We start from the raw sequence: 13,103 nt of genomic DNA, 5'->3' as shown, positions 1-13,103 counted from the left end.
CCCCTTGCGTTTACACAAGGGGTCAAATTTGCAAGTCCATTTGTGTTGTCACTTCTTGAACCAATCTTCCGCTTTGAATCAATTTATGAGCAGTGGCAATATCTTCATGACCTTCACGATCGGTTGTGAGTGGTGGAAGATACTGGCGCAAGAGTTCATATGCAATTCGAGTACCCTGACCACATTGGTTCGGAGTAAATTCCAAGGCTTGGGTGGCACATACATATTCAATGGCCAGCACTTTGGAAACGTTTTCAATAACATCCAAACATTTTCGGGCAGCGATGGATCCCATACTGACATGGTCCTCTTGATTGGCAGAAGAGGGGATGGAATCAACCGATGCGGGATGGCATAATACTTTGTTTTCTGAGACCAGTGACGCAGCTACATATTGCAGAATCATGTATCCCGAATGGAGTCCGCCATTTTGCGTAAGAAAAGCAGGAAGATTGCTAAGTTGTGGATTTACCAAACGTTCGATTCTGCGTTCGGAAATATTTGCGATTTCAGCCATGGCGATTTTCAGGAAATCAGCTGCAAAAGCCAGGGGCTGACCATGAAAATTACCGCCTGAAATCACCTCGCCAATCTCAGTAAAGATAAGTGGATTATCAGTGGCTGCATTCATTTCGGTGGCCACAATTCGCTCAGCAAAGTGATACGTATCTTTAGAAGCACCATGAACTTGCGGGATACAACGTAAACTGTAAGCATCCTGAACCCGTTTTTCTCCCGAAGAGGTCACTTGTTTGCTCTCTTTCAGCAGATTTCGCATATTTTGGGCAGTCATGATCTGTCCCTGATGTCCTCTGACTTGTTGGAGCAGAGGATGAAATGCATGGGGAATACCTTGCAGTGCTTCAATGGTTAGAGCAGAGATAATGTCTGCAGCTAACAAAAGATTTTTCGCACGAAGAATGGAGTCTGCCAGGATACTGCACATCATCTGGGTTCCATTGATCAGAGCCAATCCTTCTTTTGCCTCCAGGCGAATGGGTTCTAAGCCGATTTCCTTGAGAGCTTGGGCAGATGGTTTGGGTTTTCCATGATGATTGACATAGCCCAAACCGAGCAAAGGCAGGCACATATGAGCGAGAGGAGCCAGATCACCACTGGCACCTAAAGACCCTTGTGAAGGAACGATCGGATGCACTTCATGATTTAATAGTGTGATGAGTGCTTGGACTGTATTTGGAGAAATACCCGAATACCCTTTGGCTAATGCATTGATCCTTAACAGCATCATCCCGCGAACAATGGTCTCAGGTAGCGGTTCACCTATACCGCAGGCATGGCTTTTAATCAGATTTAGTTGTAATTCTTGAGCCTGTTGACTGCTGATCACACAATCACTGAACTTGCCAAAGCCTGTTGTCACTCCGTAAATGCTTTGCTCCTGTGCCGCTAGATCATTGACAAATTGCTTGGACTGTGCCATTTTGGTCATGGCTTCATCACTGAGACGAACAGGCACTCGATCATAGACAACAGCGGCATACTGTTGAAATGTTAACGAATCACCATGAATTTCAATCATTTCATCCTTCTTCATATTAGCGCTTTCCTCCTTTATTTTGGCATAGAAATAAATAGAAGGGAGGGTTAGGTAAGTATCCTAACCCTCCCTTCTTTTGGATATTTGATTCTAAAATTATTTAATATTATTATACTTCGAAACAATATAGTAGTCTAATTTTTATTGTTCTTTGTACTTTTTTGTTGGGTTCTCCGTAAGATAGAGAAAGTTTTTGTTTAGAGGAGGAAAAAAATGACTTGCTCGAATAAAAATATTTTGCTCAATGGTGGTTTTCGACAGGGATTACGGCCGTGGGAAGGAAAGAATATAAAACGGGTACAGAATCCGGTTGTTTCTGGTGACGCCTCCTTGTTATTGGGAAGCTCTTCATCGGAACCGAGTGTCTTAAAGCAAAGAATTCAAACGGACCATCTGGAAAGTTCGTGTGCTTATTATTTGTATTTTCGCCTTTTGAATGCAAGTCCAAATCAATACAGGCCAACGATATTTGCCACCGTAGTATACTTTGATTCGCACGGGAAATGGTTACGCGCCACTCCACTGATGATCACTTTACCTCAACCTAAAGCTCTCCGTTTTTCACCATATTTTACCATTGTTCCTTCTCCTCCCAAGGGAACGCGATCGATTTCGGTCGTCTTTTCCTTAAATAAAGGAAAAGTGTTTGTGGATTATATTCGTCTGGCGTCTCATAAGGTATGAATATTTCCTGAGTGGTATTTGCGTGGACCGAAGGATAAGGATTAATTCAAGCTCAAAAGTGATGAAGAAAGAGAAATGCAGGTGAAAAAATAGGCTATTTTCACTTTCTGACCATAGAAATAAGAGTTTAAATCTTGTATACTGAATCATGCGTACGGTACGCATGATCTTTTATATTCTTGAGAGCGAGAAAACCCGATCGGGACGAGAGCGAGCATCAAACTAGGCTGAAAAGCGAAAACCAAGCAGTAGGGCTAGTTTGAAAAATATCTTTTTCACCGCTGGACTGGCGGGTTGAGCTTGGTTCATTTCTCTTCAGTAGAAGGGATTACCCAAGAATCCCCTGCGTTTTCACATGGGGAGTGGTCAAGGAAATCACTTGATACAAAAAGGATTCTTGCCCGAAGAATCATAGTATCAGGCCTTCTACATAAACTAAAGGAGTGTTTGCGTTGAAAATCCTGGCCCTAGCCGGAAGCATGAATCCAAACTCTACCACGAAACGTGCTGTTCAGATTGTAATGGAAGCGGCAAAGAAACAAGGAGCAGAAGTAGAACTGTATGATTTCAGGAAGAATCCTTTGCCAATCTATGACGATCGTTCGGATGAATCCACGTATCCAGAAGCAGTTCATCAATTCAAAGCCAAAATGTTAGAGGCGGATGGATTTATTCTGGGTTCACCTGAATATCATGGAAGTATTTCTGGTGTTTTAAAGAATGCCTTGGATTTTATTGGTGCACGTGAGTTGGAAGGAAAATTTGTCGCTCTTGTTGGAACTGCAGGTGGAGCTTTGGGAGCAACCAATACTCTTAACACCATGAATATTATTTGTCGCACCTTGCATGCATGGCCATTGCCGTCCATGGTTTCGGTGCCGCGCTCGTATATGGCGTTTAATCCGGATGGTACATTGAAAGACGAAAAGATACAGCAACGTTTGGAAGAACTGGGCAAAAATTTGGTGGAAGCGATTCGATTAATGGGAAGGGAATTGCGAAAAATTTGATGGTGTGTTGGATGTTTATGGTAAAGATGTGTGATAAAATGAAATTATCAGACGCTAGTATAGGAGGGGTTATCTATGCCAACGCCAAGCATGGAAGACTATTTGGAAAATATTTATAAATTGATTGAACAAAAAGGTTATGCACGAGTATCTGACATTGCCGAAGCGTTGGAAGTACACCCCTCATCGGTTACGAAAATGGTACAAAAGCTGGATCAAAGCAAATATTTGGTGTATGAGAAATATCGTGGGCTTGTTCTTACTGCAAAAGGAAAGAAAATAGGAAAGCGCCTAGTGGATCGACATCATTTACTGGAGCAGTTTTTACGGCTGATCGGCGTAAATGAGGAGCACATTTACAACGATGTTGAGGGGATTGAACATCATCTGAGTTGGGATTCCATTACATGCATCGAAAACCTGGTTGATTTTTTAGGAAAAAACCCAGAGATTGTAGAACATTTACGGCTATTGAAGGAAAAAACGGAACAGGAAGAAATCGAAGATCTTCAGTCACTCTAACCCATGGACTCAATCCCTGGGTTTTTTTATACATTTAATCATACAATGATCTTAAAAGAGTGATGGGAGCTGGAATATGTATGTGGGCAGATGCCGTATTTGAAGGTGGAGGAGTAAAAGGAATTGGTTTGGTTGGTGCATTATCCGTTGCGGAGAAAAAGGGATTTCGTTGGAAGCGGGTGGCAGGAACTTCAGCTGGAGCGGTGATCGCTTCCTTGATTGCAGCAGGATATACTGCGGATGAATTGTACCAGATTTTAATGGAGAAAAACTTTTTGGATTTTTTATCTCCGAATTGGTTTAATCAAATCCCGTATATTGGGCCTTTGCTTCGCATTTGGCTCAAAAAGGGAATGTATTCAGGAGATGCTTTGGAAAAATGGTTAGCTTCCCTTTTAAAGGCCAAAGGAATTGAAACATTTTCAGACTTTCAGGGAGATACAGAATTGCATGTCATTGCTTCTGATATTACACTTAGCCAATTGTTGGTTTTGCCTGATGATTTGATAAACTATGGATATAAAAAGGAAGAAATATCAGTGGCTCGGGCAGTCAGAATGAGTGCCAGTATTCCTTATTTTTTTCAACCCGTAAAAATTCGCCATCAATCTCATCGCACCCATTGTTATATTGTGGATGGCGGCGTATTAAGCAATTTTCCGGTTTGGTTGTTTGACCAGGAAGAACCTCGCTGGCCTACGTTTGGTTTTTGTTTGGTATCTTCTTCAGAAAAAAAGATCAATCGGATTGACGGCCCCTTTAGTATGCTGATGTCGATTTTTTTTACCATGTTAGAAGCACATGATAATCGAGCCATTCAGGGGCAAGATCAATTGCGAACGATCATGGTTCCTTCGATGGGAATCAAGATCACAGACTTTTCCCTTAATCGCGAACAAAAAGAACAATTGTTTCGATCAGGTCAAAAAGCAGCAGAAGCATTTTTCCGTGATTGGACGTTTGAACAATATCTGCAAGTACGTGGAAAGAGAAATTAGATTCATTGGAGGAGCAATTTATGCCACATGAAAATTTTCGGGTGATCGAAGACAAAAAGATGGATCAATTACCTAAAGAGGTATTGGTATGGTTTTATGAGCATAAAAGAAAAAAAGGCTTATTTGTTTATACTTGGCAAGAACAGCATTATCTCTTGATTGCCTTGGGAATGCGACCGAATCCCGGCTATCGATTGGAATTGATCAAGGTGGAAGGGGATGAAAAAGAGACGGATGTATTTGTTGAAGAACGGCATCCTGAGAAAGATAAATTCTATCCACAAGTGGTTGTTTATCCCTATATTTTAGCTGAAGTGCGTGGTTCCATACGTGTCTGGATGATTCAGTCTGATCGGCAAATCTTGCGGTTCGGGTAAAAAAAATCCCTCTTCAGGCGAAAGAGGGAGATCAAAGTGATTTTTTCTTGTTACCATCAATGACTCGAAAAGGATGGTTTTTTTTCTTTTGATGGCTAACGATTCGGAGTGGACGGGTTTTTTTGAGGTTGGAATCTGTTTTGTTTTTTTTGCGATAACGTACATGGGGTGGTCGTTGAGAAAGGCTGATTCTGCGTAACCATTTTGGAGGATATTTATAGAGATAAATAACGATACCGATTAAAAGTGCCGGTATCATGATATCCAACAGAAATAGCCATAAAGTTGATAAGGAATTCCACACCTTATGTCCAAATCCAATCCCAATCAGTGTAAAGATAACCCATCTCCATCCTTTTGAGTGGGAAGAGTGAGAAACCATACAACCACCCTTTCTTTGCAGAACCCAAAAACATAGGGGTCTTAAGATGTGGAAGAGGAAAGATGTGCAGTGGCTGCTTGTTCTGTACTCTTGCTTTGGGCAATTTCTGCGTCAAGTTCGAGCATACGGTTAAAGGCGGCAATGGCTACTTCCACTTGATCATCCGATGGTTCTTTGGTTGTTAATTTCTGTAGCCATAATCCGGGGTAACCCAGAAGGCCAAGGACAGGTACGTTTCTTACTGCATTGGTAAAGCGTAACAGTTCATAGGAGAGGCCAATGACAACTGGAATAAGCAGGATTCGATTCCATATCCGATCCCAGACGGTATCATAATGGAAGAAGGAGTACAGAATCACACCAACAATGACTGTAAGGATGATAAAACTGCTTCCACAGCGATAGTGAAGAGTGGACTGTTTTTGAACATTTTCTACTGTTAATTCTTGCCCAAGTTCATACGTGCTAATCACTTTGTGTTCTGCACCATGATATTGAAACAACCGTTTGATGATGGGAGTTTGCGATATAATCCATAAATACGTAAGTAATAAAAGGGTTTTGATACCACCTTCGATCAGATTTTGAATAATGAGGTTTTTGGTAAAACGGTCAAATAAAACACTCGCTAAAAAAGCAGGTACAGCAGTAAAAATGATTTTCCCGACAATAAAGGATAAAATGCCCAGGATCGTGACACTTATCATCATTCCAACATTCCACGAAGAAGAAGAGGAATCTTCGGAAGCGCTTGCAGTACTTTCATCATCTTCATCCATATCTTGTTCGTATTTTTCGGAAGCAAATTGAAGATGTTTGGCTCCGGACGCACTTGATTCAACCAATGCAACGATTCCACGAATAAAAGGAATCTTTTTCAGGAAGGAAAGAGCCGGATGTTCATTTTTTAATATTTCGTATGTTTCAATTTGCCCATTTTTTCGACGGATAGCTGTAACCTGAGTATAGCGACCGCCAAACATCACACCTTCTATGACAGCTTGTCCGCCGTATAGTACGGGTTTTTCAGCCACGAGCAGTACTGCACCACCTTTGTTTCTGTCTTTAATACCTTTATTTTACCATAAAGCCGCAAATCATTGTATGATTTCAATGGATCGATCAAACATTGGACAAAATACAAAAAACGTGGGACAATAAATAATTGTGGTAATGATTTTCCACGAATTGTGATACAATGACAGGGGATGATGTATAGTGATACAAGTGCTGGTTCTTCATGGTCCCAACCTGAATCGGTTAGGTAAACGAGAACCGAGCATATATGGAACAGGTACATTGGAAGAACTGAATCAACAGTTGGTTGAACTGGGTACGGAGCTAGGTTTGAACGTTACCTGTTTTCAGTCAAATGCAGAAGGTGAATTGATTGACCAGCTTCATATGGCTGAGGGAAAATATGATTACATCATCTTGAATCCTGGTGCGTATACGCATTATAGTTATGCGATTCGTGATGCGATCACATCGATCGATGTTCCGGTAATCGAAGTGCACTTATCCAATATTCATGCCCGTGAACCATTTCGTTCTACCTCTGTGACCGCCCCTGTCACTGCTGGGCAAATTGTTGGCTTGGGTTTTATCGGCTATGAATTGGCCCTAATGGCGATCCAACGAAGCTGTCAAAAAACAGCACTTACATAAGGAGTGGGAACGATGGAGAAGCGACTGAAACGGCTCCGTGCTCAAATGGAACAAAATGGACTAGAAGCCATCCTGATTACTCGTGCTCCCAATCGTCGGTATATCACAGGGTTTACGGGTTCAGCAGGAACGGTATTGGTAACGGCCAACGAAGCGATCCTGTTCGTTGATACCCGTTATACTGTTCAAGCCAAACAACAGGCATCATCTTTTAAGGTGATCGAATATAAACGACATATGGATCTCATTCCAACGATCGCTCAGGAATGCCGTAGATTGGATGTATCCAATCTGGCGGTTGAAGCAGAAGACCTTTCCTATGCACAATTCAATCGTCTGAAAGACGGGTGTAAAGGCATTCAACTCACTCCAACCAGCTTTTTTGTTGATAAACTGCGCATGATCAAGGATCAGGAAGAGATCGCCATCATCCGTCAGGCAGCTTCTATTGCTGATCAGGCATTTGCAAGAATTTTGGAAGAGATTCGTCCAGGTATGACCGAAAAGCAAGTGGCTACCCGTTTGGAATTTTTACTTCGGGAATTTGGAGCGACCTCTTCTTCATTTGATATGATTATCGCTTCGGGTAAACGTTCCGCTTTGCCCCATGGTGTAGCCAGTGACAAAAAGCTGGAAAAAGGTGATTTGGTCACCTTGGATTTTGGTGCCTTATATAATGGTTACGTTTCAGATATTACGAGAACCATTATGTTAGGAAAACCCAATGACAAACAAAAAGAAATTTATGATACTGTATTAGAGGCAGAGAATCGAGGTATTCGTGCCATTCAACCGGGAGTATCTGGTGTTGAAGTCGATGCGGCTGCACGGAATTACATTATAAGCCAAGGATATGGCGATTACTTTGGACATGGTACAGGACATGGGATCGGATTGGAAGTGCATGAAGGACCTTATCTTTCTACCCAGAGTGAAGATACGCTCGTTCCTGGAATGATCGTCACAGTGGAACCGGGGATTTATATCCCAGATTTTGGCGGTGTCCGGATCGAGGATGATGTCCTTGTGACCGAATCAGGATATGAAGTTCTAACACATAGTAAGAAAGAATTAATTGTGATTGATTGATTTTATATGTTAGGAGGAAGTCTGGATGATTAGTGTGAACGATTTTCGTACAGGTTTAACCATTGAACTGGATGGAGACGTATGGCAAGTGATTGAGTTCCAACATGTAAAGCCAGGAAAAGGAGCAGCTTTTGTTCGTTCCAAACTGCGTAACTTGAGAAATGGAAATATTCAAGAGCGTACATTCCGTGCGGGCGAAAAAGTACCAAGAGCAATGGTGGAAACCCGGCAGATGCAATATCTTTATGAAAGCGGCGGCGAATATACATTTATGGATAACGAAACGTATGATCAAATTACATTACCCGCTGACCGTTTACAATATGAGCTCAATTTCTTGCAAGAAAATATGAATGTAAACCTGGTCATCTTTAAAGGGGAAACGATCGGAATTCAGCTACCGAATACGGTAGAATTGGAAGTCGTCGAAACGGAACCGGGAATTAAAGGAGATACCGTATCTGGTGGTAGCAAACCGGCAAAACTGTCTACTGGTTTTGTGGTACAAGTTCCGCTCTTTATCAACCAAGGTGATCGCATCATTGTCGATACTCGTAGCGGAGAATATGTATCTCGCGCATAAACAATCATTGCTTGTTAACGATTCTCGAACGATCCCAGCTGTACTCACTAAAGAAAGCCTCTGCGATATCCAGAGGCTTTCTTTATTACGATGAAACGGGGTGATTCCAATGAAAATCGTCTCGATCGAGCCGACTCCAAGTCCAAATGTAATGAAATTAAATCTGGACGAGCAGTTGCCTGCAGAAACGAGTTATAACTTTAATCAAAAGAATAAAGAGGCAGCGCCTCCATATATTCAACAACTTTTGTCGATTGAGGGTGTACAGGGTGTCTTTCAGGTTTCAGACTTTATTTCGCTAGAAAGGCATCCTAAAGCAGATTGGCAGGAAGTGCTGGCTTTGGCGCGAAAAGTGTTGGGCGATGCAGATAGCGCTGTTAGCGTTCCAGCTGATTCAGGACAGGAACCACAGGATGTAGCGAAGGACTCATTTGGTGAGGTTACGGTTTATATTCAAAAGCTAAGAGATATTCCGATGCAAATCAAATTGGTCAAAGATGGCGAAGAAGTGCGTGTCGGATTGCCTGAGCGATTCAAAGAAGCAGTGATGAAGGCACAAACAGCTACCTCCAATCTCATTCTGGAGCGCAGATGGGAAGAACAAACTCCACGCTATGGGGACTTGAAAGATGTTGGGGAGCAAGTAATGGAAGAGATTTGTGCTGCTTATGATGAAAAACGCTTGCAGCAATTGGTCGAACGTGTGCTGGCTGAAGGGGAAGAAATCGAGCCCAAAAAACAAGCCATTTCGGCAGAAACGGTGCGCGAAGCCTTTCGTGAAAAAGAGTGGGAAAGACGTTATGCTGCCTTCGAACAATGGGAGCCATCCGAAGAGCATTTGGATATACTGGACCAGGCCTTGCGGGATGAAAAAGCAGCTATTCGCCGGCTGGCTGTCGTATATCTTGGCTTTATTGGCGGTAAAAAAGTTTTGCCTTATTTATATCGCGCTTTAAAAGATGCATCCTCCATCGTTCGCCGGACTGCTGGTGATACCTTGTCTGATTTGGGAGATCCTGAAGCGATTCCAGCAATGTGTGAAGCCTTGAAAGATCCGAATAAACTGGTGCGTTGGCGAGCAGCCCGTTTCTTGTATGAGGTCGGAGATGAAACCGCTCTTGATGCACTTAGACAGGCAGAAAACGAGCCTGAATTTGAAGTAAGGATGCAAATCCAAATGGCTTTGGAACGAATTGAAAAGGGAGAAGAGGCGAGTGGAACTGTCTGGCAACAAATGACACGAGGATTAAGAGAGAACAAAGAATAAGGCGGTTAATAAAAGAAGGTTCCTCTTCCGATTGATTCTCTGGTGGGAATGCGACGGAAAAGGAACCTTCACGCTCAGGATGGGCAAAGACGCTTGCGATGTATGAGAGTTAAAATTTCCGCAATGGATGTATTCATGAATTTGTACCTCTCTGTCCGCTGACTGATGTTATTTCCACCAAAAATGAAACAGTTTGAGAAGCAGGGCGGTGATCCCGGCTGCCATCAGGGGGCCTACGGGAATCCCGCGCAAAAATAAAATGCCGAAAATGGACCCAATCATCATACCTACGATTAATTGAGGGTCCATTTTTAGTACGACCAATCCTTTCCCATTCATGTAGGTAGCGAGCGCGCCACCAATCAACGCCAAGATGCCCGGAATCGAAGTGAAAACAGAGAGAAAGTCTTTATAGGAAATACGTCCTGCCGCAAAGGGAACGAGTACGGAGATCGTCAAAAAAAGCAATCCCAGTTCCAGGCCACGCCGTTCCACTGTAGCAAAGAAACGACCGAGGTGTAGCATTTTTAAGATCAAGAGAAAGCTTGCCGCTGTAGTGATTAATGGAGAACGTCCCAAAATACCGATCAGAATTAAAATGACTAAAAAGAAGTCGACTTTCATGCTCGTTACTCCTGTCCACACAGTGTTTTGTACCACTGTATGTCCAGGAAAGGATATTTAGAAGAAGATAGAGCGAACAATTTTCAGGCTGTCTAGTGGTCTTGCTGCTTATTTGAACTTTCCCAAAGATGAAAGGTTTCGGATCGTAGACCTCGACGCAAAGACTCCACTGCCAGGACTTCAGTAGGAGGAATATTACCAAGATTCACTTCCGAACCCAACAATTGAAGCATGGTAACTTGCTGCTTTTTTAGGGGAGCTTCCCAAATGATCGAGTCGGAGTTGACTCGATGGACTAATTTTTGTAAATAGGCGATATCCATATCGCCGTGTTTATTATAGAGCCCGACATTGATTCCGCTTTCTCTTCCTTCCATGGTGACATAGGCAGCACCATGCCGTATGTCATGCTGATAAAGAGTGATAAACTCATCAAGAGATGAAAAACTGCCTTCTTTTTTTTTGCCAATTTCAGTGATGACAATGAGCCCCTGTTGACGGGCCTGATAAATCAATTGACTCCGGTTAGTTAGTGGAAGATCAATGGTGCCATCGGAAATTTCGACCCACTCAAAACCCATTGTTTGCAATCGAGTAAAGTAATCTGTCGCATGTCCTTCGGTATAAGCAATTTCGAAAAATGTTCCGCCAGGGTATAGATGGACGTCATATTGTCGGGCCAAGCTGATTTTTTCCTGGAGGATGGATGGTGGTGTAATTCCAGCTGTACCAAATCCCAGTTTAATGAAATCAATGTGATCACCAGCAAGCTCTAACAGGTCATAAAATGCATGAAGACCGAGGCCTTTATCGATCAGGCAATTTAATCCACAGGTGCGTGGTTTTGGCTTTCTTTTTTGCGATCGGTCTATCCACTTGGTATGCCAACTTTTCATAAAAAAATAAACTCCCTCTTTCTCCATGGTTTCTAGGACATTGTATGCCTGGAAAAAGGGGAGTAAAACCAAAGCAGTAAAACTGAAGTTAACTCGATGGTTGAAATCGTTCCTTGCGGATCAAAAGACGATATTGACCATCTTTTCCGCGCAGACGTTGAGGTTGATGTATAAAGATGGCTGCGGCTACAGCTATAAGGATAAATAGAGCAGATAGTCCAAAAAATAACAGATAAGGGCGATTGGATAATGTTTCAAATGTGGGTGGCCCGAAAGCCACTCCCAGAAAACGGACACTGCCATAAAGAGAGGTAATGATCCCTCGTTCCTGAACACCGATGGCCGAAGTGATTAATGTGTTGAGACAAGGGAGAATAAGTCCAGCACCAATGCCCAGTCCGAATGCGACAGCAATCAACCAGACCATTTGCGTAATCCAGGGCATGGTTACAATAAAGCCAGCCATGACTCCCAGTCCCAGTAAAATGAATTTTTTCATTTGGCTGGTTTGATTTTTTACATGACTCCCAGTCCAATAGGCGACTAAACATAAAGCCAGTAGTGGGATGGCTAAAATAAACCCTTTTTTGATTCCGACAATATGATAGGTTTTCTCAAGTGTATCCGATAAATAAAAGAGCACCCCAAACATGGTAAACAATGCAAGAGATCCAGCCAAAAAGGCGGTTACCAGCCATTTTCCTTTGCGCTGGAAAATTTTGCGGATATCCAGCCAATATTGTTTTAATGGCAGTGGTTTTTGTTTATGAACCGGCTCTTTGATCACTTTCCATAGGGCAATGGCGATTGGAAGACAAAGGAGTGGAAAAACAAAAAACATGGCATACCAGGATATCAACAATAGCAATGATCCAAAAATGGGACTTAATACTTTTCCAAATGCATTGGAAGCTTCATTGATGCCAAGTGCCTTGCTGCGCTCTTCTTTTTGGTAAAGATCACTAATTAAAACCATCGCAATGGGAGATGTACCTGCTGCACCGATTCCTTGCAAGATACGGGAAGCTAGTAAAAATGGATAAGACCCTCCATTGACAAGAGCGGAAATGCCAGCTAAAAGTCCCCCGATCCCATAAAGAAGCAAGCTGAAGAAGATGACTTTTTTTCGCCCAACTCGATCAGCCAAAATACCTGTAATCGGGATGACGATACCAGCCGGGATGGAAAACAAGGTAATAAGCAAGCTTACTTGTAAGGAAGTAATATCCAGAGCTTTTTCAATCACAGGCAGTGCAGGAATGATCATGGAGTTGCCCAACACCATAATCAGTGGAATAAAGCTCAGGGTAATCAAAGCAGCGGTTGTGGGCTTATTGTTATGCGTCTCTGACGAAGTCATACATGTCACCTCTGATTTTAACCGTGTTGTTGTTAGCATACCCTGATTGATCCCAATTATTGAAAGGAATGTGAAAACAGCAAGT

The 13,103-nt window shown here is 42.5% G+C and carries 14 protein-coding genes; 9 read left to right on the top strand and 5 right to left on the bottom strand.

Going from position 1 to position 13,103, the window contains the following annotated elements; genetic code table 11:
• Window positions 1-22: 22 nt before the first annotated feature.
• Window positions 23-1,555: a histidine ammonia-lyase gene (hutH, locus tag BMZ78_RS09100; RefSeq protein WP_245739799.1), complete on the bottom strand. Its 1,533-nt coding sequence runs from the start codon at window positions 1,553-1,555 to the stop codon at window positions 23-25.
• A 216-nt stretch (window positions 1,556-1,771) separates the two neighbouring features.
• Between hutH and BMZ78_RS09095 the strand changes: the two genes are divergently transcribed.
• From BMZ78_RS09095 to BMZ78_RS09075, 5 genes are all read left to right on the top strand, one after another.
• The gene (locus BMZ78_RS09095) at window positions 1,772-2,242 is read left to right on the top strand and encodes a hypothetical protein (RefSeq protein ID WP_093229720.1); all 471 of its coding nucleotides are present in this window, start codon (window positions 1,772-1,774) and stop codon (window positions 2,240-2,242) included.
• Between the two features lie 452 nt (window positions 2,243-2,694).
• Window positions 2,695-3,252: an NADPH-dependent FMN reductase gene (locus BMZ78_RS09090; RefSeq protein ID WP_093229718.1), complete on the top strand. Its 558-nt coding sequence runs from the start codon at window positions 2,695-2,697 to the stop codon at window positions 3,250-3,252.
• Between the two features lie 75 nt (window positions 3,253-3,327).
• Window positions 3,328-3,774, top strand: coding sequence for a transcriptional regulator MntR (mntR, locus tag BMZ78_RS09085; protein ID WP_093229717.1), 447 nt, complete (start codon window positions 3,328-3,330; stop codon window positions 3,772-3,774).
• An 80-nt stretch (window positions 3,775-3,854) separates the two neighbouring features.
• A complete protein-coding gene (locus BMZ78_RS09080) occupies window positions 3,855-4,772 on the top strand; it encodes a patatin-like phospholipase family protein (protein ID WP_093229715.1) in 918 nt (305 codons plus the stop codon).
• 20 nt (window positions 4,773-4,792) lie between these two features.
• Window positions 4,793-5,149, top strand: a complete 357-nt coding sequence (locus BMZ78_RS09075; RefSeq protein ID WP_093229713.1) for a protease complex subunit PrcB family protein — start codon at window positions 4,793-4,795, stop codon at window positions 5,147-5,149.
• 423 nt (window positions 5,150-5,572) lie between these two features.
• On the opposite strand, the gene BMZ78_RS09065 is transcribed toward BMZ78_RS09075, so the two are convergent.
• Window positions 5,573-6,565 carry a DUF1385 domain-containing protein gene (locus tag BMZ78_RS09065; protein WP_245739798.1) on the bottom strand — a complete coding sequence of 331 codons (993 nt, stop codon included), beginning with the start codon at window positions 6,563-6,565 and terminating at the stop codon, window positions 5,573-5,575.
• A 184-nt stretch (window positions 6,566-6,749) separates the two neighbouring features.
• Here BMZ78_RS09065 and aroQ point away from each other — a divergent pair, with 184 nt between their 5' ends.
• From aroQ to BMZ78_RS09045, 4 genes are all read left to right on the top strand, one after another.
• Entirely contained in the window at window positions 6,750-7,199 is a 450-nt protein-coding gene (gene aroQ, locus BMZ78_RS09060; RefSeq protein ID WP_175482380.1) for a type II 3-dehydroquinate dehydratase, read from the top strand.
• Between the two features lie 12 nt (window positions 7,200-7,211).
• Entirely contained in the window at window positions 7,212-8,288 is a 1,077-nt protein-coding gene (locus tag BMZ78_RS09055) for a M24 family metallopeptidase (RefSeq protein ID WP_093229710.1), read from the top strand.
• Window positions 8,289-8,313: 25 nt separating this feature from the next.
• The gene (efp, locus tag BMZ78_RS09050) at window positions 8,314-8,871 is read left to right on the top strand and encodes an elongation factor P (protein ID WP_093229709.1); all 558 of its coding nucleotides are present in this window, start codon (window positions 8,314-8,316) and stop codon (window positions 8,869-8,871) included.
• 109 nt (window positions 8,872-8,980) lie between these two features.
• Window positions 8,981-10,138, top strand: coding sequence for a conserved virulence factor C family protein (locus tag BMZ78_RS09045; RefSeq protein WP_093229707.1), 1,158 nt, complete (start codon window positions 8,981-8,983; stop codon window positions 10,136-10,138).
• A gap of 168 nt (window positions 10,139-10,306) precedes the next feature.
• On the opposite strand, the gene BMZ78_RS09040 is transcribed toward BMZ78_RS09045, so the two are convergent.
• The 3 genes from BMZ78_RS09040 to BMZ78_RS09030 all read right to left on the bottom strand — a co-directional run bounded on the left by BMZ78_RS09040 (window position 10,307) and on the right by BMZ78_RS09030 (window position 13,057).
• Window positions 10,307-10,762 (bottom strand): DUF441 domain-containing protein, encoded by a 456-nt coding sequence (locus BMZ78_RS09040; protein WP_093229706.1) that lies wholly within the window; start codon window positions 10,760-10,762, stop codon window positions 10,307-10,309.
• A gap of 92 nt (window positions 10,763-10,854) precedes the next feature.
• A complete protein-coding gene (comA, locus tag BMZ78_RS09035) occupies window positions 10,855-11,658 on the bottom strand; it encodes a phosphosulfolactate synthase (protein ID WP_175482379.1) in 804 nt (267 codons plus the stop codon).
• A gap of 88 nt (window positions 11,659-11,746) precedes the next feature.
• Window positions 11,747-13,057: an MFS transporter gene (locus BMZ78_RS09030; RefSeq protein WP_093229703.1), complete on the bottom strand. Its 1,311-nt coding sequence runs from the start codon at window positions 13,055-13,057 to the stop codon at window positions 11,747-11,749.
• Window positions 13,058-13,103 lie beyond the last annotated feature (46 nt).

The organism is Thermoflavimicrobium dichotomicum (assembly GCF_900114055.1).
In the GTDB taxonomy this organism is placed as follows: Bacteria; Bacillota; Bacilli; order Thermoactinomycetales; family Thermoactinomycetaceae; genus Thermoflavimicrobium; species Thermoflavimicrobium dichotomicum.
This window is presented reverse-complemented; position numbering and strand designations above follow the sequence as displayed.

Coding starts and splice junctions, on each gene's coding strand:
- hutH (WP_245739799.1), bottom strand. CDS start 1,555: ATGAAGAAGGATGAAATGATTGAAATTCATGGTGATTCGTTAACATTT.
- BMZ78_RS09095 (WP_093229720.1), top strand. CDS start 1,772: ATGACTTGCTCGAATAAAAATATTTTGCTCAATGGTGGTTTTCGACAG.
- mntR (WP_093229717.1), top strand. CDS start 3,328: ATGCCAACGCCAAGCATGGAAGACTATTTGGAAAATATTTATAAATTG.
- BMZ78_RS09080 (WP_093229715.1), top strand. CDS start 3,855: ATGTGGGCAGATGCCGTATTTGAAGGTGGAGGAGTAAAAGGAATTGGT.
- BMZ78_RS09075 (WP_093229713.1), top strand. CDS start 4,793: ATGCCACATGAAAATTTTCGGGTGATCGAAGACAAAAAGATGGATCAA.
- BMZ78_RS09055 (WP_093229710.1), top strand. CDS start 7,212: ATGGAGAAGCGACTGAAACGGCTCCGTGCTCAAATGGAACAAAATGGA.
- efp (WP_093229709.1), top strand. CDS start 8,314: ATGATTAGTGTGAACGATTTTCGTACAGGTTTAACCATTGAACTGGAT.
- BMZ78_RS09045 (WP_093229707.1), top strand. CDS start 8,981: ATGAAAATCGTCTCGATCGAGCCGACTCCAAGTCCAAATGTAATGAAA.
- BMZ78_RS09040 (WP_093229706.1), bottom strand. CDS start 10,762: ATGAAAGTCGACTTCTTTTTAGTCATTTTAATTCTGATCGGTATTTTG.
- comA (WP_175482379.1), bottom strand. CDS start 11,658: ATGAAAAGTTGGCATACCAAGTGGATAGACCGATCGCAAAAAAGAAAG.
- BMZ78_RS09030 (WP_093229703.1), bottom strand. CDS start 13,057: ATGCTAACAACAACACGGTTAAAATCAGAGGTGACATGTATGACTTCG.